Origin of the sequence: Corynebacterium variabile, from assembly GCF_006539825.1 — a bacterium.
GTDB classification, from domain to species: Bacteria; Actinomycetota; Actinomycetes; order Mycobacteriales; family Mycobacteriaceae; genus Corynebacterium; species Corynebacterium variabile.
In genome coordinates, this window is the sequence record NZ_BJNT01000009.1 from 105,090 (window position 1) to 130,835 (window position 25,746).

Below are 25,746 nucleotides of genomic sequence, written 5' to 3' on the forward strand. Positions count from 1 at the left end.
GTGACCAGCGTATATGCGATTCGACCCGTGATTTTCGATCAGTTAGTCTTGCCTGACCCGAGCAATGGCACTCCCGGAGCCCGCGCAGCGATCCGCCACAAGCGGTTGCCGGCATCCGGGACCCCCGAGGCGAAAGATCAACCCGACCAATGAGTTCGATGAGTTCGACATTCGGCCTGTACGACCCGTCCCGAGAGCACAGCGCCTGCGGCGTGGGTTTTCTCACCCGCAAGGACGGCGTCCCCACCCACGACGTCCTTGACCGAGGCCACCGTGCCCTGTGTGCTATCCCGCACCGCGGCGGTATGTCCTCCGAGGGCGTCGGTGACGGCGCCGGGGTGAACATCGACCTGTCGGTCGAGTTCTTCTCGGCCGTCACCGGCCTCGACCTGGAGGAGCGACGCTTCGGTGTCGGCAATTTCTTCCTGCCCGAGGACGCCGCACAGACCACGACCGCCCGCGAGATCATCACCGAAGCCCTGGCGGCCGAAGGACTGGAGGTTGCCGCTGAGCGTGAGGTGCCGGTCAACGATGCCGCCGTACGTCCTGTCGCGCTGGACTACCAGCTGCCGATCCGGCAGTGGGTCTTCACCGTTCCCGCGACGATGACCCCGGCGGAAGCGGACCGTGCCGCCAACTCGGCGCTGCTGCGTATCGAGCAGGAGGCCTATTCGCGTCCCGGACTCACGGGCCTGTACCCGCTGTCGCTGTCGACCCGAACCCAGGTTCTCAAGGGTCGGCTCAACGCGGACGAGGTCATCCCCTTCTTCGCCGACCTCACCGACGGTCGCCACAGTGTGCGCACCATGTACTTCCACACCCGGTTCTCCACCAACACCGAGCCGCACCCGTCGATGGCCCAGCCGTTCCGGTTGATGGCTCACAACGGTGAGCTGAACACCGACCGGAAGAACCGCATCAGTGACGAGGCCGCCGCAGCCTCCCGTCAGCGCCACATCATCCGTCCGCCCGGGCAGTCGGACTCCTCCCGCCTGGACCAGACCCTCCAGTCCCGCGTCTTCGACGACCGACTCGACATCGTCGAAGCGGTGGTCTCCCTCATGCCGCCGGCCTGGGAGAACGACCGGTCGCTGCCGCAGCCGGTGCGGGACATGCTGGAGTACTTCTCCCTCTACGAGGAGAAGAACGACGGCCCCGCGGCCCTGATCTTCAACGACGGTGACGTCGTCGGCGCCCGCCTCGACCGCCTGGGGCTGCGTCCGCTGCGCAGTATCGAGACCGCCGACTACCTCATGGTCTCCTCCGAGGCGGGCCAGCTCGACGCCGAGCCCGGGGAGGTCCTGCACCGCGGACGCATCGAGGCCGGCGGCATGCTCAGCCTCGACCACCGCACCGGCGAGATCCGCCGCACCCGCGAGACCCTCGAGGAACTCGCCGGACGCCGCGACTACGCCTCAATGCTCGAGAAGTCCCGCACCGACATCCGTGACATCCCGGTCTCCGGGTTGGAGCGCGGTACCACCACCCTGGGTTACGAGGGCGACCTCACGCTGGCCGGTCGTTTCGTGGCCTACTCCATGAACCAGGAGAGTTTCCGGTTCATGATGGACCCGATGCTCGCCACCGGCGCCGAGCGCATCTCCGCGATGGGTTACGGCAACGCTATCAACGCGCTCTCCGACACCGAGGGTGGCGTGGCGAAGTACTTCTCACAGCGTTTCGCCCAGGTCACCAATCCGCCGCTGGACTCCATCCGTGAGGCGGACGGCATGACCTTCCGCGTCGCCCTCGGCGCCAAGCCGGACGCCACGGACTCCGAGGACCCCCGCGAGCCCACCCACCAGATCGTGGTGGAAACGCCCATCCTGTCCCACCTGGACATGCTGCGGCTGCGCGAGCAGGACCTCGTCCCGCTCCGTCGCTTCGACCTGCTCTACGAGCCGGATGCCACCGATCCCGACGCCAACGCAGACTCCGTCACCGACGCGATCGACCGGCTCTGTGACGGCGTGGCACGTTTCGCCGCGGAGAAGGGCGGCATCGCCGTGCTCTCCGACCGTTCCGTCGACTCCGCCCATGCTCCGATCCCGCTGCTGCTCGCCATCTCCTCGGTGAACCAGCGGCTCATCGCCGACGGCCTGCGTATGCGGGTCTCCGTCATCGCGGACTCCGGCCAGCTCCCCAGCTCCCACCACATCGCCTCCGCGCTCGGCTTCGGGGCCGCCGCGGTGTACAGCCTCTCTGCCCGACTGCGCGCCGAGGAGAAGTACCCCGCCCCGACCAGCCCGGCCGGCGACTACACCGACACCGACAAGGCCTTCGACAAGTTCCGCAAGGCCGCGCTCAAGCAGCTCGGCAAGACCATGGGACGTGTGGGGCTGTGCACCGTCGAGTCCTACATCGGCGGCGAGTTCTTCGAACCGAACTACCTCGACACCCGTGACCCTGCCCTCGCCCGCTGCTTCCCGCACATGGACGCCCCGGTCCGCGGCGTCGGCTTCCGCCGTATCGCCGAGGCCAACACCGAGTGGCACCAGCGTGCCGCCACCATCTCCGAGGACTCCGACATCCCGCTGCTCGGCCTGTTCAAGGAGCGGTCAGAGGGCGCGGGCCACTCCTTCGGCACCACTGCCGTGCGTGGCTTCACCGGTCTGACCGATGAGCCGCTCGCCCTGCCGACCCCGTCGGCGTCGACGACGGACAGCAAGGACAGCAAGGACAGCAAGGACAGCACGGACGCCGCAGACGCCGGTGACGAGCTCCGCCTGCTGACCCTCGGCCAGCTCGGGGACGCTTTCGGGATTTCCGACGAGGCCTACACCCACGCCGGTTTCGGCCAGCTCTCCGACGAGCAGATCGACACCTTCAAGGTCACCGCCGGTTACCGCGACTTCGTGTCCACCACCAAGGCCGAGCGCGCCCGGCGTCCTTCCGCGCTGCGCGACATTCTCGCACTGCCCGCCGACGTCACCGGACTGCGTAGTCACGAGGATTTCGGACGCCAGATCGGCCGGTTCTCCCTTGACGGCAACGGTTCGATCTGTGTCCGCGGTCTCGACGTCGGATCCGTCGGCACCGACACCTGGTCACTGGTGCTGGCGGACCCGGACGGACGACTCACCGGTCACGCCGAGCTCGCCGTCTGGTTGCGCGACACCTTCGGTCCCGCCGTGCTCTCACTGCGCGTCTCGGCCGCCGAACTCGTGGTGGAGGCCCACGGTCGCGCCGCCCGGTTCCTCGGTATGCTGCAGCCGGCCCCGAAGAGTCTGCCGCTGTCGGAGGTCCAGCCCGCCCACGAGATCACGCGCACCCTCGCCTCCGGCGCCATGAGCCACGGTGCCCTGGTCGCCACCGCCCACGAGGCCGTCGCCCACGGCACGAACATGGCCGGCGGCATGTCCAACTGCGGTGAGGGCGGCGAGCACTTCTCGCGCGCCGGCACGATCCGAGGCTCCCGGATCAAGCAGTTCGCCTCCGGTCGCTTCGGCATCTGGGCCGGTTACCTCGCTGATCCGCAGCTCGAGGAGCTGGAGATCAAGATCGGCCAGGGTGCGAAGCCCGGCGAGGGTGGTCAGCTGCCCGCGCCGAAGGTCACCGTGGATATCGCCGCCGCCCGGGGCGGTACCCCGGGTATCGAGCTCGTCTCCCCGCCGCCGCACCACGACACCTACTCCATCGAGGATCTCGCCCAGCTGATCCACGACTGCAAGGCGGCCCGCGTCCGCGTCATCGTCAAGCTGGTGTCCTCCGAGGGCATCGGCACGATCGCGGTGGGTGTGGCCAAGGCCGGCGCCGATGTCATCAACGTCGCCGGGAACACCGGTGGTACCGGTGCCGCCGCGGTGACCAGTCTGAAGTACGCCGGACGGTCCGCCGAGATCGGTGTCGCCGAAGTCCACCAGGCCCTCCTGGTCAACGGCCTGCGCGACAAGGTCGTGCTGCGCTGTTCCGGCGCGCACCAGACCGGCCGCGACGTCGTCGTCTCCGCACTGCTCGGTGGCGACTCCTTCGAATTCGGCACCACCGCCCTGATGATGCTGCGCTGCGTCATGGCGAAGAACTGCAACATCAAGTGCCCCGCCGGCCTGACGACCAATGCCGAGGCCTTTGACGGCGACCCGCGAGCCCTGGCGCAGTACCTCCTCAACATCGCCCACGACGTCCGCGGCATCCTCTCCCGCCTCGGCCTGCATTCCCTGCGCGAGGCCCGTGGCCGCTCCGACCTGCTGCAGCTGCTGGAGCACCCCTCCTCGGTCGGCCACCTGGATCTGCGCAAGATGCTCGCCCTCGTCCCGGAGAAGAAGGTCACCGACCCGGTGTACCTGGAGAAGAACTTCACCACCGACGACGCCCTGCTCACCACCGTGCGCGAGGCACTCGTCGACCGCCGTGAGAAGACCGTCGACATCGACGGCATCGTCCTGCACAACTGGGACAAGTCCGTCGGCGGCCAGCTCTCGGTGGACATCGAGCGCCTGCTCAACCACCGGGACACCGGGGTGGACGCTGTGTCCGCGTTGCCCTCCGTGATCCGTGACGACCGTGGTCGTGCCTTCCTCGATGACGGCACCGTCACCGTCCACACCACCGGCTCCGCCGGCCAGTCGTTCGGCGTCTTCTGCAACGACGGTGTGACCCTGGAGCACACCGGCACCGCCAACGACGGTGTCGGTAAATCCCAGGGCGGCGGTACGGTCATCGTCCGCTCCCCCGGCGGCGGTTCCTCCGCCACCGGCGGCAACGTCCTCATCGGCAACTTCGCCCTGTTCGGTGCCACGGGCGGACGCCTGTTCATCGAGGGCGAGGCCGGTGACCGCTTCGCGGTGCGCAACTCCGGCGCCACCGCCGTGGTCGAGGGCATCGGCGAGTTCGGTGCCGAGTACATGACCAACGGCACCGTGCTCAACCTCGGCGCGGTGGGCAAGGGCCTGGGCAACGGCATGTCCGGCGGATTCCTCTACCAGTACGATCCCTCAGGACTCGTCTCCGAGATCGCCAGCCACGACTCCCTGGTCACCTTCCCGCTGCTCGATGCCGAGCCCTTCCACGAGGTCACCGTGCGTACCCTGCTGGACTGGCACATCGAGGCCACCGGCTCCGAGCTCGCCACCCGGCTCGTGGCGGACTGGGAGAACACCCGTCGGCACATGGTCTGCGGTATGCCCCGGGCGCTGCTGCTCTACCAGGACGCCGACGCGATCCTCGGCGCGGCGTCCCGCAAGGAACTCCTCGACGAGCTGGCGACCTCGGTCGCCACCGACCGCCTCCACGCCTTCAAGGTCGACTACCGTGACCAGCGGATCGTCGCCGGCGGCCGGGTACCCGGCACCGGTGCGGCCGCCCCTGACGGCCCGGCGGCGATGTTCGACCTCATCGCCAGCTACACGATCCTCAACGTCGCCCGTGAGTTCGCCCGTGACCGCGTCAAGGACGCCCTCGACGCCACCGACCCGCGGATCGACGACGCTGCGCGAAAGCTGATCCTCACCGAGGACTTCTTCGTCATGCAGAAGGTGGTCCGCTACCTCCGCGACTCGATGGATTCCCTCGATGACGCGCAGCTGGCCGTCCTCATCGCCACCAAACGGCTCGGCGACTACAAGGCGTCCCTGGAGCGTCGGAACGTCCGCGGCATCGACGCCCCGGCGACCTACGGCTGGATCCTGCACCAGGACCTCAAGAACTCCGCCCGGATGGACGCCGCGCGTGTCGACGAAGCCATCGCCAACTCGTCCCTCGACGACCTCGTCGCCGGGTGGCGCGAGATGAAGGGAATCTCCGCATGACCCTCCACCTGCCCACCGGGGCCCCGTTCTCCGTCGAACAGCAGACCTGGCTCGACGGCTTCTTCGCCGGCCTCGACCTCGGCCGCGAGCGCTACCAGGGCCCGGCCGCCACACTGACCGTCGACGTGCTCTTCGGCTCGCAGACCGGCAACTCCTCCGAACTCGCCGACCAGCTCGCCGCCGGGCTGCGGGCGGCCGGCCTCGGCGCCAACGTCACCGAACTCGACGCCGCCGGTGTCGGCGCCCTGACCTCCGGGTCGAGCCACGTCCTCATCGTCACCTCCACCTACGGTGAGGGCGAGATGCCCGACAACGCCGAGATGTTCTGGGAGGAGCTCAACGCCGCCGAGATGCCGCGCCTGGAGGACCTCTCCTTCGCCGTGCTCGGTCTCGGTGACTCCGGCTACGACGATTTCTGCCAGGCCGGTAAGGACCTCGACATCCGACTGGAACAGCTCGGGGCCAAACGGCTCACCGCCAGGGTCGACTGCGACGTCGATTTCGAGGACGAGGCCGCCGAATGGATCAGCGCCGCAGTCGCCGCGGTCGTCGCCGACGCTCCCGCCGGCGCAGCCGGTGGCGTGGCCCCCGGCGCCGCCGGTGCGACCGCCGCTGCCGCCGACAAGCCGGCGAAGTCGAAATGGAACCGGAAGAACCCCTTCCCCTCCCCGCTCGCCGCGACCCGTCGGCTCTCCGCCGAGGGCAGCGCGAAGGAGATCCACCACTACGAGTTCGATCTGGCGGACTCCGGCATCACCTACGCCGCCGGCGATGCTCTGGCCGTCCTCCCGGTCAACGATCCGGAACTGGTCAGTGCGATCCTCGCCTGCCTGGACCTCGACGGTGCCCTGGCGGCCGAGGAATCGACCCTGTTCGAGACGGTCCTGAAGACCCGCGAGATCCGCACCCCCGGAAAGGACCTCATCGCCGCGGTCGCCGAGGCCTCCCCGGACGGTGGTCTCGCCGATATCGTCCGCCGTGACGACCGTGATGCCCTGGACTCGTTTCTCTGGGGCCGGGACATCCTCGACCTGCTCGAGGAGAACCCGTCGGCCCGGTTCACCGCCGACGAACTGCTCGGCCTGCTGCGCCCGCTGCAGTCCCGCCAGTACTCGATCTCCTCGTCCCCGCTGGCCAGCCCGGACCGGATCCACCTCACGGTGGCCTCGGTGCGTCACAGTCCGGAGCCAGGCGCCCGCAGCCACGGCGGTGTGTGCTCGACCTACCTCTCCGACCGCATCGCCGACGGTGACCTCACCGGTATCTGGCTGCAGCCGAATAACGCCTTCAGCGTCCCGGAGGACGCCGACAGGCCGGTCATCATGGTCGGACCCGGTACCGGTATCGCCCCGTTCCGCGGTTTCCTCCACGAGCGGGCCGAGGCCGGGGCGACCGGCGGCAACTGGCTCTTCTTCGGTGACCAGCACCGGGCCACCGACTACATCTACGAGGACGAACTCACTGACCTCGAGGAGAAGGGTGTGCTGACGAAGCTGTCGCTGGCGTTCTCCCGTGACCAGGCGGAGAAGGTCTACGTCCAGACCCGGATGCGTGAGGAGGCCGAGGAGCTCTACCGCTGGCTGGAGGACGGCGCCTACTTCTACGTCTGCGGCGACGCTTCCCGGATGGCCAAGGATGTCGAGACCGCGCTGCTCGACGTCATCGCCGAGCAGTCGGGCGGCTCCGAGAACGCGGCGCTGGAGTACCTTGCGACGCTGAAGAAGGAGAAGCGGTACGTCAGGGATGTCTACTGACGGCTACTGACGTCCGGCGAGCAGGATGTCGCGGCAGACCTCGAGGTGACCGAGGTGCTGCGACATCTCCCGGAGCATGTGGTCGAGTACCCACTCCGGGGTGACGAAGGCGGCGTCCTTCCGGGAGGTCCCTTTCGCCGAGCGGTTCCGGATGCCGTCGGTCACTGCCACGGTGGCCCATCCGGGCAGCCGGTCACGCAGCTCCGCTGTGAGGTGGTGCGCCTCGTCGACTGTTCCGGTGGCCTCGAACTCGGCATCACGGTCACGGGGCGGCAGATCCTCGCCGGCGACGAAGGCCCCGCCCCAGAACTGCGCCATCCCGTGGATGTGGGCGACCAGGGCGAAGGGACTGTTGACGGTGCCCGGTACCGGGGAGCCGTTCACCGTCGAATCATCGAGCGTGTCCAGGGCGGCGTCGACACCGTCCAGGAGTTCAGCGGCGACGCCGAGGAATGCGTCGAGGAGAGCAGGGTGTCCGGTTACGGATGTGTCCATGGTCACAAGGGTAGCCACGGAACACCGGACTCTGCCTCAGGCAGTCACCCGCAGCACCGCGAAGAACATCGCGTCGGTGCCGTGCCGGTGCGGCCAGAGCTGCACGAACGGGGCGGAATCCAGGGTGCCGGACCCCACCAGGTCCGGGAACAGCGCGGTGGCGTCCTCGATCACCGCACCGGTCTGGTCGGCGACGGTCCGGACGACGTCGCGGGTCTCCGCGGGATGCGGCGAACAGGTCGAGTAGACGACGATGCCGCCGGGGCGGGTGGCCTTGAGCGCCGAGCGCAGCAGATCCTTCTGCAGCGGCACGAGTTCGGCGACATCCGCCGGAGTCTTGCGCCAGCGGGCCTCCGGGCGACGACGCAGTGCACCGAGTCCGGTGCAGGGGGCGTCCACCAGGACACGGTCGAAGCCGTCACCCTCAGGGCTCACCGGCATGTCCAGGCCACGGATCTCCGCGAGACGGCGACCGTCACCCTCATGGACCCGGGCGGGCAGCCCCGAAGTCGCGGTGCGGACCAGCTTCGCACGGTGGGCGGCGGGCTCCACGGCATCGACCGTGGCCCGGTCCCCCATCGCCCAGGAGGCGAGGAAGGCGGTCTTACCGCCGGGACCGGAGCACAGGTCCAGCCAGCGGCCGTGGTCGTCGGCGACCTCGGCGCGCAGCATGGCCAGCGCGATGAGCTGGGAGCCCTCGTCCTGCACACCGGCCAGGCCGTCCCGTACCGGGTCGAGGTCTCCGGGATCACCCTCGGGCAAGTAGACCGCATAGGGCGACCAGCGGCCCTCGTCACCACCGGTGACCAGGGCGAGTTCCTCACCGGACATCTGGCCGGGCCGGGCAGCCAGGTGCACGACCGGGCGGGCGTCGTCGGCCGCCAGGGCGTCGGCGAGCTCGGTCGCCGGGGCGTCCGGGGTGCCGCCGAGGGCGGCGTTGAAGGCCTCCGCGATCCAGGTCGGGTGCGAGGTCTGCAGGGCCAGTCGGGCCACGGGGTCGGTGACCTTCGCGGTGACCCGGCTCTCCCAGGTCTCGGCCGGGGTGCGGGTCAGGGTGCGCAGCACACCGTTGGTGAAGCCGGACGCCTTCGCCTCGCCGTTGGCCTTGACCAGCTCGACGGTGGTGTCCACCGCGGCATGGTCGTGGACCCGGGTGCGCAGGATCTGGTAGGCGCCCAGGCGCAGCGCGTCCAGGACGACGGCGTCGATCTTGTCCACGGGGCGCCCCGCGGCCTCGGCGATGACCGCGTCCAGCAGCCCCTGCATGCGCAGGGTGCCGTAGGTCAGCTCGGTGGCGAAGGCGGCGTCGCGGCCGTGGATCTTCTGCTCGCGCAGTGCGGCGGGCAGGGCGATATTGGCGAAGGCGGCGTCCGTGGAGACCTTGCGCAGCACCTCGAAGACGATGTCGCGGACCCGGTCACCGGAGCCGATGCGGCGTCGGGCGTTCTCGTGCTCCCGGCGGTGCGACTCGCTGCGGCGTTCGTATCCCTTGTTCCCTCCGCGGCCACCACCTCGGTTACCGCCCTGACGCTTCCGGTTGTCCTGTCCCTTGTCGTGTCCCTTGTCGCCGGAGCCGGTGCGTCCGGACTCGGACCGTGACCTGAAGCCACCCATCAGTTCTCTCCCTCGTCGAATGCCGCATGCCCGTCGTCGAACAGGTCGCCGCGACCGCGGGCCCAGTCGGCCGCGGCCATCATCTTCTTGCCCGGCGGCTGGATCCGGGTGATCTCGAGGACACCGTCTCCGGCCCCGACGAGTACCCGGGACTTCTCCGCGAGGATCTCCCCGGCGGTCAGAACCGGGGTCTCTTCGCCGTCGACCGGTAGCAGGAGGCCGAGCTTGTACCGCTCACCGTCCAGTGTGGTCCACGGCCCCGGGGCCGGCAGGTGTGCCCGGGTGACGCGCTGGATCTCCACGGCAGGACGCGCCCAGTCGACACGGGCGTCGGCGGTGGTGATCTTGGCCGCGTAGGTCATGCCCTCCTCGGGCTGTTCGACCGGAGTCACGTCCCCGGAACCCAGTCCGGTCAGTGACTCCGCCAGCAGCACCCGACCGGCGTAGGTCAACCGGGTGAGCAGGTCATCGGCGGTGTCCTCCAGCCCGACCGGCTCCTCGACGGTGCCGGTGACCGGACCGGCATCCAGGGCCGGGACAATGCGGAAGGTCGTCGCACCCGTGACCCGGTCACCGGCGGCGATCGCGGCCTGGACCGGCGCAGCGCCACGCCAGCGCGGCAGCAGGGAGAAGTGCAGGTTGATCCAGCCGTGGCGGAAGATGTCCAGCACATCGGCGGGGAGGATCTGCCCGTAGGCGACCACGGCGACCGCGTCGACGCCGTCGGCGGCATAACCGCGCAGGACCTCACGGATCTCCCCGGCGTCCTCCGCGGAGGCCTTCAGCGAGGCCCATTTGTGTACCGGTACCCCGGCGGCCTCGGCCACCTGGGCGACCTTCGAGGGGTGCAGGCTCCGGCCACGACCGCGCTTCGCGTCGGGCTGGGTGAGTACGGCGACGACCTCATGGGCGGGGTCGTCGAGCAGGTACTGCAGGGTGACGGCGGCGGGCTCGGGGGTTCCGGCGAACAGGATCTTCATCGGTTGAACCACTCACTTCCCCGGATCCCGGCCATGACCTCGCGACGGGTGCCAGGTTCCATGCGCTGGAAGTACATCACCCCGTCGAGGTGGTCGGTCTCATGCTGGACGCAGCGTGCCATCAACCCGGTGACCTCCCGGTCGACCTCCTCACCGTCGACGGTGACGCCGGTGAGGTGCACGGTCGCCGCGCGGGTGACGTCTCCCCCGGCGTCCGGCACCGACAGGCAGCCCTCCCGACCAGTCTGGGTCTCTGCCCCAACGGCCTCCCACACCGGGTTGACGATGTGCCCGCGGTCGCCGTCGCAGTCGTAGACGAAGACCCGTCGGGTCACACCGACCTGGTTGGCTGCCAGGCCGACACCACCGGCGGCGTCCATCGTCTCGTACATGTCCTCGACGAGGGTGCGCAGGGTGGGGTCGGTCGGGTCGTCGATGTTCTCGGCGACGGTACGCAGTACCGGGTCGCCGAACAGACGGATGTCAAGGGCAGTCATGACTGCCCAGTCTATCCCACGCGTACCGGGTCGATGACGACGCGCAGGGGTCCGGTGAGACGCCGTGTGGCGCGGACGGATTTCGCCGCACGAAGTGCCGCACCGAGCAGCACGGCGGCGTCCTCACCTCCGGCGGTACGGCGCGGTGTCCGCAGGATCAGCCGACGTGCCAGATGCAGTTCCGACTCTCCCAGTCCCGCCGGCGGGCGGACCCCCGGCGGCAGTTCCACCGGTCCGAGGACCTCGAGGCGGTCGAGCTCCTCAGGGACGACGAGTATCTCCTGGAGCTCTTTGACGGTCTCGGTGGTGCCGTCGACGGCGACGAGCACCGTGGCCGGCGGGAATCCGGCGGAGCGCCGCTGTGCCAGTTCCGTGGCCGCCGCGCCCTCGGGGTCCCAGCGGATCAGGGCCTGGGCCTCGGGAAGGTCGGTGCGGGCGACCAGGACGACCTGGCCACCCTGCTCCCGCGACACGACCAGGCAGGACGCCTCCATCCACTGTCGCAGGGCCCCCTCGGAGGCCCGCAGGTCGGCCCGGCCCAGGGTGAGCCAGGGGTCGAGCAGGACCGCCGCACCGTAGCCGGACTCCGCGACCGGTTCCGCGCCCGGGGTGGCGACCACGATGCGCGGGCCGTCGGGGACGGTGTCCCTGACCTGGGAGCCGCCGGACAGCACCACGGGCACGCCCGGGAACGCCCGACCGAGCTCCTCGGCGGTGCGGTCGGACCCGATGACGGTCATCCGTACCGCGTGCCCGCCACAGCCTGGACAGGTGAACCTGCCTTCCGGGGCTCCGCACCACCGGCACCGGGGTTCGGCGGCACCTGCACGCCCCTGGTCTCCGGGCGGCAGTTCCAGCGGCCCGTTGCACCGGCGGCACCGGGCGGGAGTGCGGCAGTCCTTGCAGGCCAGGGAGGGTGCGTACCCCCGTCGCGGCACCTGCACCAGAGCGGGTAGTCCGTTGTCGGACGCCTGACGGATCGCCTTGTAGCCGGCGGTCGGGATACGGGTGAAGGACTGGTGGGCGTCGTGGTTGTCGTCGAGGGCGTGGATCCACGGCATCCGGGCACGCAGGACGTCCGGATCGGCGCGCAGTGTGGGACAGAAGCCTTCCTCGACCCACTGCTGCACCTCGGCACTGCGGTGGGCGCCGCCGACGATGAAGCCGCAGCCTTCCTGCTCCGCCCGTACCTTGAGCACGTCGCGGGCGTGGAGGTACGGAGCCCGGGGATCGACGAGGGAGTCGTCCGCCTCCCCGGTGAGCATGATCAGCCGGAGCCCGGGAACCGGAACGGTCGCCGCGGACCGGGTACCGACGATGACGCGCCCCTGCCCGGCGAGCACGGCGAGGTAGCGACGGTAGCGTGCGGCCGGACCGACGGAGGCGGTGAGTTCGGTGATCTGCGCAGCGGACAGGAAGTTCCGCAGCTCGGCGGAGAGTCGGTCGACGTCACGCTGGTCGGGGACGACCAGCAGGACGCCTCCCCCCGACCAGGCGACGGTGGCGGCCATCTCGGCGACGCGCGCCGCCCAGTCCTCCCCCGGTGTCCACAGCCAGGACGCCCGCGCCGAACGTCCGGCCAGTACGGCCTCCAGCAGGCTGTCGGCGTGCCGGTAGGCGGACCAGCCTGACAGGGCAGTGTCCCGCGCGGCGGTGGTGAGGTCCTCGACAGGTTCGAGGGCACCGTAGAGTTCCGGCCAGTCCACCCCGTTGCCGAAAAGCCCGGCCTTCTCCGCACTGGCGTGCCGGGAGGGTACGGCGGCGCGGAGGATGTCGGACCGCACCCCGCCGTAGCGGTCGGCGAGCAGGTTGACCAGGTCCCACAGTCCCGGTGGGACGACGACCTCGGGGCTGATGACGCGCTGCAGGGCACTCAACCTGCCCTCGTGGTCGGTGCTCCGCCGCCGTTCGATGACGACGGCATCCACCAGGCGTCCGGCGAACCGGATGCGGACGCGGACGCCAGGCCGGGCGGTGGTGTCCAGCTCCTCAGAGACCGAGTAGTCGAAGAGCCGGTCGAGGTGCGGCATCCCCAGCAGGGGCAGCACCCGGGCGACGGGCAGGTCCACGGTCGTTACCGGCCGGCGGCGGCCTTGAGATCGGCGACGCGGTTGGTGTGCTCCCACGGCAGATCGATGTCGGTACGGCCGAAGTGTCCGTAGGCGGCGGTCTGGGCGTAGATCGGACGCAGCAGGTCCAGCTCGCGGATGATCGCGGTGGGACGCAGGTCGAAGACCTTCTGCACGGCGGCCTGGATCGACTCGTCGGTCAGGCCCTCGGCGGCGGTGCCGAAGGTCTCGACGTAGAGACCGACCGGCTGGGCCTTGCCGATGGCGTAGGCGACCTGGACCTCGGCGCGGTGCGCGAGACCGGCGGCGACGATGTTCTTGGCGACCCAGCGCATCGCGTAGGCGGCGGAGCGGTCGACCTTGCTCGGGTCCTTGCCTGAGAAGGCACCGCCGCCGTGGCGGGCCATGCCGCCGTAGGTGTCGACGATGATCTTGCGGCCGGTGAGACCCGCATCGCCCATCGGTCCGCCGAGGATGAAGGAGCCGGACGGGTTAATGAGGACCTTGAGGTCCTCGGTGACGAACCGGCCGAGGTCGGCGTCCTGCACGACCCAGTCGATGACGTGCTCGCGCAGCTGCTCCTCGAGCCACTCCTGGGAGGAGTCCGGGCCGTGCTGGGTGGAGATGACGACCGTGTCGAGGTGGTGCGGACGGTTCTCCGCGTCATAGGCGAACGTCACCTGGGTCTTCCCGTCGGGACGCAGGTCCGGGACGATACCTTCCTTGCGGACCTGGGTCAGCCGTCGGGACAGCCGGTGGGCCGTGGCGATCGGCAGCGGCATGAGCTCGGGGGTCTCGTCGGTGGCGTAACCGAACATCAGGCCCTGGTCACCGGCACCGGCCTGGTCGTCGGCGTCGTGCTCGTCACCGTCGTTGGTGCGGTACTCGTGGGAGGTGTCGACGCCGTCGCCGATCTCCTGGGACTGCTCGCCGATGGCGACGTTGACGCCACAGGTTGAACCGTCGAAGCCGACCTCGGAGGAGGTGAAACCGATGGCGCGGATGGTGTCGCGCACCAGTTGCGGGATCTCGACGTAGGCGTCCGTCCGGACCTCGCCGGCGACATGGACCTGGCCGGTGGTGACCAGGGTTTCGACGGCGACATGGGACTTCGGGTCCTTGGCGAGCAACGCGTCGAGGATCGTGTCGGAGATGGCGTCACAGATTTTGTCGGGGTGACCTTCGGTCACGGACTCACTGGTGAAAAGGCGGAAAGACACTCGGTGTTCGCTTCCTGTAGGGAGTCGGATGGGGCAATTCAGACAATATTAGACCAAGCGGTCTAGCGACGGTACGGCAGGGTGGACCTGTGTCGGTCCGGACCTATTCCGGAGCGAAGAGCTCCTCGAGAGCGTCGAGGATATGCGAGGCGACGACGAGCTTGGACGCTGCCGGAACCTCGGTGACCTCCTCGGCGCCGGGCTGTTCACCCGGAGTGAGCAGCCAGCCCGAGCTGGAGTCCTGACCGAAGACGAGTCCGTCGCCCACCGCATTGCACATCAGCAGGTCACAGCCCTTCCTGGCCAGCTTGACCCGGGCCAGGTCCAGCGGTGTGTGCTCCGCGTCCCCGGTCTCGGCGGCGAACCCGGCGATGAGCAGTTCCTCGGGCAGTTCGCCGGTACGACGGGCCTCGACGAGCCCCCTGAGGATGTCCGGGTTCTCGGTGAGGGCCAGGGTGGCCAGATCGGCGTCCCCGCCCTTCTTCAGCTTCGCGTCGGCCGCCGACGCAGGTCGGAAGTCGGCGACCGCCGCGGACATGATCACCGCGTCGGAGGACGGAGCCAGCTCGGCGACCGCCTGTTGCATGTCCCGGGCGGTCTTGATTCTGGTGATGTGTGCCCCCGAGGGTTCATCGAGCTCGTCGGTGAACCCGGCGACGAGTTCGACCCGGGCGCCCCGCTGGACGGCCACGTCAGCCAGTGCAAACCCCTGGCGCCCCGAGGAGGCGTTGCCGAGGAAACGCACCGGATCCAGCGGCTCATGGGTACCACCGGCGGTGATGAGGATCCGACGGCCCGCCAGGGACCGGCGGAAGATACCGAACCGGTCGTGGGCGGCCAGCGCCAGAGAGGCGATGTGCTCCGGCTCGGGAAGCCGACCGGGACCGGAATCCGGACCGGTGAGCCGGCCGTGGGCGGGATCGAGCACGACCGTCCCCCGTCGGCGCAGCGTCTCCACGTTCTCCCGCGTGGCCGGGTGGGCCCACATCTCGGTGTGCATCGCCGGGGCAAGGACCACCGGACAGGTGGCGACGAGGCAGCTGGCGGTGAGCAGATCGTCGGACCGCCCGTGGGCCAACCGGGCCATGAGGTCTGCGGTGGCTGGGGCGATGACGACCAGGTCCGCTTCCTGGCCGAGCCGCACGTGCCGGACCTCGTCGACGTTCTCGAAGACCGTGGTGGACACCGGGTTGCCGGACAACGCCTCAAAGGTTGCCGCACCGACGAACCTGAGCGCGGACTCGGTGGGGACGACGTGGACGTCATGTCCGGCCTTGGTGAAGGTACGGATGAGGGCGCAGGCCTTGTAGGCGGCGATCCCACCGCCGACCCCCACGAGAATCCGGAGACCGCCGTCCCTCGACGCGGTATGTACGGCGGAGTTGTTCACGGTGTCAGTCACGGTACTCCAGCCTATCCCAGACTGCACCGGCGTGATTCACCGGACATGCACGAACGCCCGCCCTGCCGGTGACGGCAGGACGGGCGCTGATGGACCAGCCTGAGGGAATCAGCCCTCGGTGTGCTCGAGGAGGTCGGCGTCGATCTCGCGCAGCGCGATCGACAGCGGCTTCTCCTTGTTCTCCGGTGCGACGAGCGGTCCGACGAACTCGAAGACACCCTCGCCGACGTTCTGGAAGTAGTTGTTGATCTGGCGGGCGCGCTTGGCCGCGAAGATCACCAGAGCGTACTTGGAGGAGACCTTGGTCAGAAGGTCGTCGATCGGCGGGTTGGTGATGCCGATCGGCTGGTCGAAGACCGTCGAGTTGTCGTTGACGTCCTGGGTTTCCACTACGCACCTCATTGCTAGGCGTTGATGCCACGGCCGGGGCCGCAGCGGTTTTCTGTCTGTTGTTCCCGGTTGAGCAGGATGTCGGCGATGGTACCCACCGCCGTATCCAGATCATCGTTGACGACGACCCGGTCGAACTCGCCGGAGGAGTCGAGCTCCTCGCGGGCGGTCTCCAGGCGACGCGCGATGACCTCGTCGGTCTCGGTGCCGCGGCCGGTGAGCCGGGCGACCAGGTCCTCCCAGCTCGGCGGGGCCAGGAAGACCGTCACGGCGTCCGGAAGAAGCCGCTTGACGTTGCGGGCACCGGCGAGGTCGACCTCGACCAGCACGGGGCGACCCGCCTCGAGAGCGTCCTCCACCGGTCCCCGAGGGGTACCGGACAACTGCAGTCCACCGTGGATCTCCGCCCACTCGAGCATCCGGTCCGCCGCGATGGCGTCCCGGAAACGGTCGGTGGAGACATAGTGGTAGTCGACGCCGTCGACCTCACCGGGACGCGGGTCCCGGGTGGTCATCGACACGCTGAAGAACAGGTCCGGCACGGCCGCGCGGAGACCCCGGACGACGGTCGACTTACCGACCGCCGAGGGACCCGCCAGAACCACCAGCCGGGGCTCCGTCGCGTCTGAGGTCACGGGGCCTACGCCTCGTAGCCGAAGCGCTCCAGGAGGGCGCGACGCTGACGGTCGCCGAGGCCGCGCAGGCGGCGGGTCGGGGCGATCTCGAGCTCGGTCATGATCTCCTGGGCCTTGACCTTGCCGACCTTGGGGAGAGCCTCGAGGAGGGCGGAGACCTTCATCTTGCCGATGATCGGGTCGGTGTCAGCCTTGGCGAGGACCTCCTTGAGGTCGGTGCCGCCACGCTTGAGCTGTTCCTTGAGTTCGGCACGGGCCTTGCGGGCCTCGGCAGCCTTCTTGAGGGCTTCTGCACGCTGCTCCGGGGTCAACTGGGGAAGGGCCACGGGTTCCTCCGTATGTCGTAGTTCGTTGGATGATGTCTGTCGTGTGTTTCCCCCGGGGCCGGGGGACACGGTCGGCCACCGGATGCCCGGTGGCGACAGGTCTGGCGTTCCGCTGCCGGATCCCTTCCAGGACCCTCACCAGCGGGAGTCGCCGTGAAACAACGGGCCAAGTGTAGCGCCCTCACCTGCGGTTGTCGAATACCGCCCCAGGTGAAGGCGCTGCGCGGACCTGGAGAACGACCCTAGCCGACCAGCGGGAATTCTGCCGCGGAATCGGTCACTGCGGACCGCAGTGCACCGATATCCGGGCCTGCGGACAGGATCGACCGCGACATGTTGGGGCTGGCGAGATTCACCGCATCCCCTGCGATGCGGGCGATGTCGTCGGCGGTGCCGCCCTGGGTGCCCACACCGGGCATGAGGATCATGCCCCCGACGGCGTCCAGGACCGGTGGGGCGGTGACCGTCGCGCCGACCACGACGCCGACATTGCCGGCCCCGCCGGCGGCGACGTGGGGTGCGTTGAGCGCCGCCACATGGTCCACGACGGTCTGGGCGACCGTGGGGCCGGTTCCGGAGTCACCGGTGCCCAGCTGCTGGAACTGCGGGCCGGAGGGGTTCGAGGTCGCGGCGAGCACGATCACTCCCCCGCCGGTCCGCTCCCCTGCCTCGAGCACCGGGTCGAGGGAACCCAGGCCGAGGTACGGCGAGACGGTGACGGCGTCCGCGCGCAGCGGGGAGTCCTCGCTGAGCCAGGCGGTGGCGTAACCGGCCATGGTGGAGCCGATGTCGCCCCGCTTGGCGTCCGCGATGACCAGGGTCCCCGCGCTCCGGAAGGACGCGAGGGCGTCCTCCAGGACGGTGAATCCGGCCGAGCCGAAGGCCTCGTAGAACGCGACCTGCGGCTTGACGACACACGCCGTGTCGGCGAAGGCCGCCACGCAGATCCGGGTGAATTCCTTCAGACCCGTGGTGTCCACCGGAAGGCCCCAGGCCTCCAGGATCCCGGCGTGCGGGTCGAGACCGACACAGAGCCGTCCCAGGGACTCCGCCCGCTCGAGGTAGCGGTTACCGAACGTCATGGTTGACGTCCTGGATGGCACAGACGCCGGTGTCGGAGTTCTTCAGGGCCTCGATACCCTGCACGGCAGCGATGGCACCCTGGACGGTGGTGATGCACAGCACACCCTTGTTCACGGCCGCCGAACGGATCTCGTAGCCGTCGTCGCGGGCGGTGGCGTTTCCGGCCGTCGTGTTGAGGATCATGTCGATCTCGCCGTCGTTGATCACGTCGACCACCCGACGGTCGGTGCCACCGGCCGGCAGGTCCTCGGTCTGCTTGGCGACGGTGGTGCACTCGATGCCGTTGCGACGCAGCATCTGGGCGGTACCGGTGGTGGCGACCAGGTCGAAACCGAGGGAGGCCAGGCGCTGGATCGGCAGGATCATGGTGCGCTTGTCACGGTTGGCCACGGAGACGAAGCACGTGCCGGCGGTCGGCAGGGAGCCGAAGGCGGCCTCCTGGGACTTGGCGAAGGCGGTGCCGAAATCGTGGTCCAGACCCATGACCTCACCGGTGGACTTCATCTCCGGGCTGAGCAGGCTGTCGAGGACGTGACCCTCGGGATCGCGAAAGCGGTTGAACGGGAGGACCGCCTCCTTGACCGCGATGGGGTGTCCCTGAGGCAGGGAGCCGCCGTCGCGGTCGGCCGGGATCATGCCCTCGGCGATGAGCTCGCGGATGGAGGTGCCGGTCATGATGCGGGACGCTGCCTTGGCGAGCGGGACACCGGTCGCCTTGGAGACGAACGGCACAGTACGGGAGGCACGTGGGTTGGCCTCGATGACGTAGAGGATGTCGTCCTTGAGAGCGAACTGGACGTTCATCAGGCCCTTGACGCCGATACCGTGGGCCAGGGCCGCGGTGGACCGGCGGACATTCTCGATGTCGGTCTCCCCGAGGGTCATCGGGGGCAGGGCGCAGGCGGAGTCACCGGAGTGGATGCCGGCCTCCTCGATGTGCTCCATGACGCCGGCGAGGAAGACCTCGTCGCCGTCGCACAGGGCGTCGACGTCGATCTCGATGGCATTGTCGAGGAAACGGTCGACGAGCACCGGGTGGTCCGAGGTGATCTCGGTGGCGCGGTCGATGTAGTCGTGCAGGGAAGCCTCGTCGTAGACGATCTCCATGCCACGGCCACCGAGGACGTAGGACGGGCGGACCAGGACCGGGTAGCTGATCTCGGAGGCGACGGCCTTGGCCTCGTCGAAGCTGGTGGCGGTGCCGAAGGCGGGGGCCGGCAGGGCTGCCTTCTCCAGGACCTTGCCGAACTCGCCGCGGTCCTCAGCCAGGTTGATGGCCTCCGGGGAGGTACCGATGACCGGGACACCGGCGTCGGCGAGGCGCTGTGCCAGACCCAGCGGAGTCTGACCGCCGAGCTGGACGATGACGCCGGCGACCTCACCGGATTCCGCCTCGGCACTGTACACCTCCATGACGTCCTCGAAGGTGAGCGGCTCGAAGTAGAGACGGTCGGCGGTGTCGTAGTCGGTGGAGACGGTCTCCGGGTTGCAGTTGACCATCACGGTCTCGTAGCCGACACGGGAGAGCTCCAGGGCGGCGTGGACGCAGGAGTAGTCGAACTCGATGCCCTGACCGATACGGTTCGGGCCGGAGCCGAGGATGAGCACCTTCGGCTTCTCGGTCTGCGGGGCGATCTCGGACTCGGCGGCCGGATCCAGTTCGTAGGTCGAGTAGTGGTACGGGGTCTTCGCCTCGAACTCGGCGGCACAGGTGTCGACCGTCTTGAAGACGGGGCGGATGCCCAATGACCAGCGCAGGGAGCGGACGCCGTCCTCGCCGGCCAGCTCAGGACGCAGGGTGGCGATCTGGGCGTCGGACAGCCCGAAGAACTTGGCCTCGCGCAGCAGGTCCTCGGAGAGCACCGGGGCGTCCTCCAGCTCGGAGCGGAAGTCGACCAGCGCCTTGAGCTCCTCGAGGAACCACGGGTCGACGCCCTTGGATGCGGTGTGGACCTGGTCGACGGTGGCGCCGAGGCGCAGAGCCAGCTCCATGTCGTACATCCGGCCTTCGGTCGGGCGGCCCAGGTCGTCGAGCACGGCGGCGAGGTCGTTCGCGCGGTCACCGGCGAGCTGCTCGTCGGAGATGGTCCAGAAGCCGGCGGCCTTGGTCTCCAGGGAGCGCAGCACCTTGTTCAGCGCGGAGATGTAGTTGCGGGAGACGGCCATGGCCTCGCCGACAGACTTCATCGTGGTGGTCAGGGTGTCGTCCGAACCCGGGAACTTCTCGAAGGCAAAGCGCGGGGCCTTGACGATGACGTAGTCGAGGGTCGGCTCGAAGGCGGCCGGGGTGACCTCGGTGATGTCGTTGGTGATCTCGTCGAGCGTGTAGCCGATGGCGAGCTTCGCGGCGATCTTCGCGATCGGGAAGCCGGTGGCCTTGGAGGCCAGTGCCGAGGATCGGGAGACGCGCGGGTTCATCTCGATGGTGATGAGGCGGCCGTCGTCCGGGTTGATGGCGAACTGGATGTTGCATCCGCCGGTGTCCACGCCGACGGCGCGGAGAATGGCCAGGCCCTGGTCACGCATGATCTGGTACTCACGGTCGGTGAGGGTCATGGAGGGGGCGACGGTCATAGAGTCACCGGTGTGGACGCCGAGGGCGTCGACGTTCTCGATGGAGCAGACCACCACGGCGTTGTCCGCGCCGTCGCGCATGAGCTCGAGCTCGAACTCCTTCCAGCCGAGGATGGACTCCTCGATGAGGACGTTGGCCTCCGGGGACGCCGCGAGGCCGCCACCGGCGATGCGGTCGAGGTCCTCGTAGGTGTACGCCAGGCCGGAGCCCAGGCCACCCATGGTGAAGGACGGGCGGACGACGACCGGCAGGCCGAGCTCGGCGACGGCCTCATGGACCTCGTCCATGTTGTGGCACACCGCGGAGCGGGCGGACAGACCGCCGATGGAGGCGACGATGTCCTTGAACATCTGGCGGTCCTCACCGCGCTGGATGGCGGGGATGTCAGCGCCGATGAGCTCGACGCCGTGCTTCTCGAGGATGCCGAGGCGGTCGAGCTGGATCGCGGCGTTCAGCGCGGTCTGGCCACCCAGGGTCGCCAGCACGGCGTCCACCGGGTGCCCTGCCTCGCGCTCGGCGATGAAGATCTTCTCGATGTAGCCGGGCTGGATCGGCTCGATGTAGGTGTGGTCGGCGAACTCCGGGTCGGTCATGATGGTGGCCGGGTTGGAGTTGATGAGGGTGACCCGCAGGCCCTCCTCCTTGAGGACGCGGCAGGCCTGGGTTCCGGAGTAGTCGAACTCACAGGCCTGACCGATGACGATCGGGCCGGAGCCGATGACGAGGATGTGGTTGAGGTCGTTGCGCTTCGGCATTTAGTTGTTCCCTTCCATCAGCTCGATGAACTGGTCGAACAGCGGGTTGGCGTCATGGGGGCCGGCTGCGGCCTCGGGGTGGTACTGGACGGAGAAGGCGAGGCCGTTGTCGAGGGCGACACCCTCGACACAGTCGTCGTTGAGGCAGGTGTGGGTGACCTGCGCGGTGCCGAAGGGCGTGTCGAAGGGCTCACCGGCACGGCCCTTGAGGGCGAAGCCGTGATTCTGGGCGGTGATGTCGATGACACCGGTCAGGTGGTTGATCACCGGGACGTTGATGCCGCGGTGGCCGAACTTCAGCTTGTAGGTGTCCATGCCGAGGGCGCGGCCGAGAATCTGGTTTCCGAAGCAGATGCCGAACAGCGGGATCTTCTTCTCCAGGACGGTCTGGACCTGCTGGACCATGACATCGGCGGTGGCCGGGTCGCCGGGGCCGTTGGAGATGAACACGCCGTCGGCGTCATACTCCGTGAGCAGCGGCTCGATGGCGGAGTTCGCCGGGACGACGACCGTGCGGATGCCGCGGGCGGCGAAGTTGCGCGGGGTATTGGTCTTGATTCCCATGTCGTAGGCGATGACGGTGAACTTCGCGTCCTCACCGTTGTCCGGCTCGACGACGTAGACGTCGTCGGTGGAGACCTCGGTGGCCAGGTCCGCTCCGGCCATCGACGGCTGACCGTCGACGGCGGCGACGAACTCCTCGACGGGGCGCTCCGCGTCCGGGCCGGAGAAGATGCCGGCCTTGACCGAACCCTTGTCGCGCAGGTGGCGGACGATCGCGCGGGTGTCGACCCCCTGGATGCCGATAATGCCCTGGGCCTCCATCTCCTCGGCCAGCGAGCGGTCGGCACGCCAGTTGGAGACGGTGCGGGACAGGTCACGGATGACCAGACCGGCGACCCAGATGCGGTCGCCGTGGGACTCGCCGTCCTCGTCGTTCCAACCGGTGTTGCCGATCTGCGGGGCGGTCGAAACGACGATCTGCCGGTGGTAGGAGGGGTCCGTCATGGTCTCCTGGTAACCGGTCATCGCGGTCGTGAACACTGCTTCACCGAGGGTGGTCCCCTGGGCGCCGAAGGCCCGGCCGCGGAAGACGCGGCCGTCGGCGAGCACGAGGATCGCGGGGGTTCGGGTGGAACTCACGGAATTGCTCTTCTCTGTCGTAGTAGTCATCTAGTTGTTCACTTCTCCGTCTCGGCAGGTGACTTTACCGCGCAGCAGGGTCGTGGAGACCTTCACCGGCAGCGTCTCGCCCTCGTAGGGGGTGTTGGACGCCTTCGACGCCAGTTCGTGTCCGTGGGCGACCCAGCCTGCCTGCGTGTCGACCACGCAGAGGTTCGCCGGCTCCCCGACGGCCACCGGTCGGCCCTGTCCGGGCAGCTTGAGAATCTCGGCGGGTCGCTCGGACATCACCCTGGCGATGAAGCGCCAGTCCTGGGGCTCCTCCCCCTCCGGCACGTCGGTGATGAAGGTCCGGGCGATGAGTGCCAGGGAGGTCTCCAGGCCGAGCATGCCGGGGCGGGCCTTGTCGAACTCGCAGCACTTCTCCTCGGAGCCGTGCGGGGCGTGGTCGGTGGCGACGCAGTCGATGGTGCCGTCGATGAGGGCGGCGCGCAGGGCGAGTGCGTCCTTGTGCTCACGCAGCGGAGGGTTGACCCGGAAGACGCCGTCGTAGCTCTCCAGCTTCTCGTCCGTGAGGGTCAGGTGGTGCGGGGTGACCTCGGCGGACAGCGGGATGTCGTGGTCCTTGGCCCAGCGCAGCAGTTCCACGGTGCCCTCAGTGGAGGCGTGACAGATGTGTGTGCGTCCGCCGTAGTCGCGGGCGAGCAGGGCGTCCCGGATCACGATGGACTCCTCGGCGACCCGCGGCCAGCCGCGGAGGCCGAGGCGGGCGGCGGTCTCACCCTCGTGGGCGACCGCGCCCTCGGTGAGACGCGGCTCCTCACAGTGCTGGGCGAGCAGGACGTCGAGGCCCTTGGAGTACTCGACGGCGCGGCGCATGAGCTGCGGGTCGGCGACGCATTTGCCGTCGTCGGAGAACATCCGGACCTTCGCCTCGGAGGCGGCCATCATGCCGAACTCGGTGAGGTCCTTTCCCGCCAGGCCCTTCGTGATGGAGCCGACCGGGTGGACGTCGCAGAGATTGGTCTGCTGGCCCTTCATCCACACCATCTCGGCGATGGCGGGGGTGTCGGTCACCGGGTCGGTGTTCGCCATGGTGAACACCGCGGTGAAGCCGCCGCGGGCCGCGGCAGCGGAACCGGAGGCGATGGTCTCGGTGTCTTCCCGGCCGGGCTCGCGCAGGTGGACGTGCATGTCGATGAGGCCGGGCAGGAGGACCTGGCCGTCGAGCTCGAGGATCTCGGCGTTCTCTCCCGGGGTCAGCGAACCGGCGTCGGAGATCTCGGCGATGACGCCGTCGCGGACCAGGACGTCAGCGGGTTCGCCCTCGCCGTAGACGAGGACGCCGCGCAGCAGCGTCTCCCCCTCTGCGGCGGCGTGCAACGTGCCGGTGGCCGGGTAGGCTGCGTTCTTCCGGATATTCACTGCAGTGGTCATTCTGCGACACTTCCTTCTGCTCCGACGAGGAGCGTGAACAGGGCTGCCATGCGGACATGGACTCCGGCGGTGACCTGGTTGAGGACGACGGTGTTCGGTGCGTCCGCCACCGAGTCGCTGATCTCCATGCCGCGCAGCATCGGGCCGGGGTGCATGATGATCGCGTGGTCGGCCAGTCCGGCGGCGCGGGCCTCGGAGAGGCCGTAGCGGGCGGCGTACTCGCGGTGGGAGGGGAAGAACCCGCCGTTCATCCGCTCGGCCTGGACACGCAGCATCATGACGGCGTCGGCCTTGGCCAGCGCGGCGTCCATGTCCTCGGTGACCGTGACTGTTCCCCGGCCACTGCCGACGTTCGGGTTGAGCCAGTGCTCCATGCCCGGGGCCTGCAGGGTCGCCGGGGCGACGAAGGTGACGTTGGCGCCGAGGGCGGTGAGCAGCAGGGCGTTGGACCGGGCGACGCGGGAGTGCAGCAGGTCTCCGACAATGACGACTTCCGCCCCCTCGATCCTGCCGAGCCGGTTGCGCAGGGTCACGGCGTCCAGCAGCGCCTGGGTCGGGTGCTCGTGGGCACCGTCGCCGGCATTGAGGACGCTGATGCCGTCGCTCCCCTGACCGACCCAGTTGGCGACCTGACGGGCGGCGCCCGAGGACGGGTGCCGCATGATGATGGCGTCCGCACCGACGGCGCGGAGGGTCAGGGCGGTGTCCTTGAGGGACTCACCCTTCTTCACCGACGAGGAGGACGCGGAAATGTTGATGACGTCCGCGCTCATCCACTTGCCGGCGGTCTCGAAACTGGACCGGGTGCGGGTGGAATTCTCGTAGAAGAGGGTGAAGACGGTACGGCCGCGCAGCGTCGGCAGCTTCTTGACCTCCCGGTCACGCAGCGAATCGGCGAAGCGGTCAGCCTCGTCCAGCAGGCCGGTGATCTCCTCGGCCGTGAGGTCGGCGATGCTCAACAGGTGCTTCATGCCTGCTCTCCTTCCCGGATCAGCTGGACGCCGTCCGTCCCGTCGATCTCGGTGAGTTCCACACTGACGTCCTCGGTCAGTGAGGTGGGAATGTTCTTGCCCACGTAGTCCGCCCGGATCGGCAGGTCGCGGTGGCCGCGGTCGACGAGGACCGCAAGCTGGACCTTCCCGGCCCGGCCGATGTCGCGTAGGGCGTCGAGTGCTGAGCGGATGGTGCGACCCGAGAAGAGCACGTCGTCGACGAGGATGACGGTGGCACCGTCGATCCCTTCACGCGGAACCGTGGTGGACTGCAGCGCCCGGTGCGGGCTGGTCTTCAGGTCGTCACGGTAGAGGGTGACGTCGAGGGCGCCGTGGAAGACCTCCACGTCACTGAACTCGCGGATACGCTCTGCGAGACGCGCCGCCAGCGGAACACCCCCCGACGGGATCCCCAAAAGGACGACCCGGTCCGCCCCGGGTGCGTCGAGCGCCGTCTTCTCGATGATCTGGTGCGCGATGCGTGCAATGGTACGACCGACGTCGTCGGCGTCCATGATATTCATCGTGACCTCCTTCCCCGCCTCACTGGACGGATTGTTAAAGGTGGTCGGGCCGGCGTCACACCGGGCCCTGTGCCGCCGCTCAGTGTAGCACGGGGCCAGCCCCCACAGATGCAGCGAGGGTGGCCCCGG

18 protein-coding genes are annotated in these 25,746 nt (G+C 68.9%); 2 read left to right on the forward strand and 16 right to left on the reverse strand.

The annotated features are described in order from the left end of the window. Nucleotides 1–149 precede the first annotated feature (149 nt). Nucleotides 150–5,747: a glutamate synthase-related protein gene (locus tag CVA01_RS06785; RefSeq protein ID WP_244938185.1), complete on the forward strand. Its 5,598-nt coding sequence runs from the start codon at nucleotides 150–152 to the stop codon at nucleotides 5,745–5,747. Further along, nucleotides 5,744–7,501, forward strand: a complete 1,758-nt coding sequence (locus CVA01_RS06790) for a diflavin oxidoreductase (RefSeq protein ID WP_141329557.1) — start codon at nucleotides 5,744–5,746, stop codon at nucleotides 7,499–7,501. The genes CVA01_RS06785 and CVA01_RS06790 overlap by 4 nt, the downstream gene beginning before the upstream one ends. A gap of 3 nt (nucleotides 7,502–7,504) precedes the next feature. Here CVA01_RS06790 and CVA01_RS06795 read toward each other — a convergent pair whose 3' ends face one another. The 16 genes from CVA01_RS06795 to pyrR form a co-directional block, all read right to left on the reverse strand. Then, nucleotides 7,505–7,996, reverse strand: a complete 492-nt coding sequence (locus CVA01_RS06795; RefSeq protein WP_141329559.1) for a mycothiol transferase — start codon at nucleotides 7,994–7,996, stop codon at nucleotides 7,505–7,507. A gap of 36 nt (nucleotides 7,997–8,032) precedes the next feature. Next, entirely contained in the window at nucleotides 8,033–9,610 is a 1,578-nt protein-coding gene (locus tag CVA01_RS06800) for an RsmB/NOP family class I SAM-dependent RNA methyltransferase (protein WP_141329561.1), read from the reverse strand. Continuing rightward, nucleotides 9,610–10,590 (reverse strand): methionyl-tRNA formyltransferase, encoded by a 981-nt coding sequence (gene fmt, locus CVA01_RS06805; RefSeq protein ID WP_014010015.1) that lies wholly within the window; start codon nucleotides 10,588–10,590, stop codon nucleotides 9,610–9,612. The genes CVA01_RS06800 and fmt overlap by 1 nt, the downstream gene beginning before the upstream one ends. Then, the gene (def, locus tag CVA01_RS06810; RefSeq protein ID WP_141329563.1) at nucleotides 10,587–11,087 is read right to left on the reverse strand and encodes a peptide deformylase; all 501 of its coding nucleotides are present in this window, start codon (nucleotides 11,085–11,087) and stop codon (nucleotides 10,587–10,589) included. Before def ends, fmt begins: the two co-directional genes overlap by 4 nt. An 11-nt stretch (nucleotides 11,088–11,098) precedes the next feature. Further along, nucleotides 11,099–13,117 (reverse strand): primosomal protein N', encoded by a 2,019-nt coding sequence (locus CVA01_RS06815; RefSeq protein ID WP_244938190.1) that lies wholly within the window; start codon nucleotides 13,115–13,117, stop codon nucleotides 11,099–11,101. A gap of 44 nt (nucleotides 13,118–13,161) precedes the next feature. After that, complete coding sequence (metK, locus tag CVA01_RS06820; protein WP_014010018.1) at nucleotides 13,162–14,376, reverse strand: methionine adenosyltransferase; 1,215 nt, start codon at nucleotides 14,374–14,376, stop codon at nucleotides 13,162–13,164. Nucleotides 14,377–14,479: 103 nt separating this feature from the next. Next, nucleotides 14,480–15,778, reverse strand: coding sequence for a bifunctional phosphopantothenoylcysteine decarboxylase/phosphopantothenate--cysteine ligase CoaBC (gene coaBC, locus CVA01_RS06825; RefSeq protein ID WP_141329567.1), 1,299 nt, complete (start codon nucleotides 15,776–15,778; stop codon nucleotides 14,480–14,482). Nucleotides 15,779–15,886: 108 nt separating this feature from the next. After that, nucleotides 15,887–16,168, reverse strand: coding sequence for a DNA-directed RNA polymerase subunit omega (gene rpoZ / locus CVA01_RS06830; RefSeq protein WP_014010020.1), 282 nt, complete (start codon nucleotides 16,166–16,168; stop codon nucleotides 15,887–15,889). A 14-nt stretch (nucleotides 16,169–16,182) separates the two neighbouring features. Then, nucleotides 16,183–16,803 carry a guanylate kinase gene (gene gmk, locus CVA01_RS06835; RefSeq protein WP_141329569.1) on the reverse strand — a complete coding sequence of 207 codons (621 nt, stop codon included), beginning with the start codon at nucleotides 16,801–16,803 and terminating at the stop codon, nucleotides 16,183–16,185. Between the two features lie 5 nt (nucleotides 16,804–16,808). Next, on the reverse strand, nucleotides 16,809–17,129 hold the full coding sequence (gene mihF, locus CVA01_RS06840) for an integration host factor, actinobacterial type (protein ID WP_014010022.1): 321 nt from the start codon (nucleotides 17,127–17,129) through the stop codon (nucleotides 16,809–16,811). Nucleotides 17,130–17,371: 242 nt separating this feature from the next. Continuing rightward, on the reverse strand, nucleotides 17,372–18,211 hold the full coding sequence (gene pyrF / locus CVA01_RS06845; RefSeq protein ID WP_041630021.1) for an orotidine-5'-phosphate decarboxylase: 840 nt from the start codon (nucleotides 18,209–18,211) through the stop codon (nucleotides 17,372–17,374). Beyond that, the gene (carB, locus tag CVA01_RS06850; RefSeq protein ID WP_141329571.1) at nucleotides 18,198–21,542 is read right to left on the reverse strand and encodes a carbamoyl-phosphate synthase large subunit; all 3,345 of its coding nucleotides are present in this window, start codon (nucleotides 21,540–21,542) and stop codon (nucleotides 18,198–18,200) included. Before carB ends, pyrF begins: the two co-directional genes overlap by 14 nt. Further along, a complete protein-coding gene (gene carA / locus CVA01_RS06855) occupies nucleotides 21,543–22,715 on the reverse strand; it encodes a glutamine-hydrolyzing carbamoyl-phosphate synthase small subunit (protein WP_141329573.1) in 1,173 nt (390 codons plus the stop codon). It lies immediately after the preceding gene. Beyond that, nucleotides 22,716–24,101: a dihydroorotase gene (locus CVA01_RS06860; protein WP_141329575.1), complete on the reverse strand. Its 1,386-nt coding sequence runs from the start codon at nucleotides 24,099–24,101 to the stop codon at nucleotides 22,716–22,718. It lies immediately after the preceding gene. After that, nucleotides 24,098–25,072, reverse strand: a complete 975-nt coding sequence (locus CVA01_RS06865; protein WP_141329577.1) for an aspartate carbamoyltransferase catalytic subunit — start codon at nucleotides 25,070–25,072, stop codon at nucleotides 24,098–24,100. The genes CVA01_RS06860 and CVA01_RS06865 overlap by 4 nt, the downstream gene beginning before the upstream one ends. Next, on the reverse strand, nucleotides 25,069–25,716 hold the full coding sequence (gene pyrR, locus CVA01_RS06870; protein WP_073884284.1) for a bifunctional pyr operon transcriptional regulator/uracil phosphoribosyltransferase PyrR: 648 nt from the start codon (nucleotides 25,714–25,716) through the stop codon (nucleotides 25,069–25,071). Before pyrR ends, CVA01_RS06865 begins: the two co-directional genes overlap by 4 nt. Between the last annotated feature and the right edge of the window lie 30 nt (nucleotides 25,717–25,746).

Excerpts from the sequence above, each read along its gene's own strand:
- pyrF (WP_041630021.1), bottom strand. The coding sequence starts at position 18,211 with ATGACGTTCGGTAACCGCTACCTCGAGCGGGCGGAGTCCCTGGGACGG.
- CVA01_RS06785 (WP_244938185.1), top strand. The coding sequence starts at position 150 with ATGAGTTCGATGAGTTCGACATTCGGCCTGTACGACCCGTCCCGAGAG.
- CVA01_RS06790 (WP_141329557.1), top strand. The coding sequence starts at position 5,744 with ATGACCCTCCACCTGCCCACCGGGGCCCCGTTCTCCGTCGAACAGCAG.
- fmt (WP_014010015.1), bottom strand. The coding sequence starts at position 10,590 with ATGAAGATCCTGTTCGCCGGAACCCCCGAGCCCGCCGCCGTCACCCTG.
- CVA01_RS06795 (WP_141329559.1), bottom strand. The coding sequence starts at position 7,996 with ATGGACACATCCGTAACCGGACACCCTGCTCTCCTCGACGCATTCCTC.
- def (WP_141329563.1), bottom strand. The coding sequence starts at position 11,087 with ATGACTGCCCTTGACATCCGTCTGTTCGGCGACCCGGTACTGCGTACC.
- CVA01_RS06815 (WP_244938190.1), bottom strand. The coding sequence starts at position 13,117 with ATGCCGCACCTCGACCGGCTCTTCGACTACTCGGTCTCTGAGGAGCTG.
- CVA01_RS06860 (WP_141329575.1), bottom strand. The coding sequence starts at position 24,101 with ATGACCACTGCAGTGAATATCCGGAAGAACGCAGCCTACCCGGCCACC.
- carA (WP_141329573.1), bottom strand. The coding sequence starts at position 22,715 with ATGACTACTACGACAGAGAAGAGCAATTCCGTGAGTTCCACCCGAACC.
- carB (WP_141329571.1), bottom strand. The coding sequence starts at position 21,542 with ATGCCGAAGCGCAACGACCTCAACCACATCCTCGTCATCGGCTCCGGC.
- CVA01_RS06865 (WP_141329577.1), bottom strand. The coding sequence starts at position 25,072 with ATGAAGCACCTGTTGAGCATCGCCGACCTCACGGCCGAGGAGATCACC.
- CVA01_RS06800 (WP_141329561.1), bottom strand. The coding sequence starts at position 9,610 with ATGGGTGGCTTCAGGTCACGGTCCGAGTCCGGACGCACCGGCTCCGGC.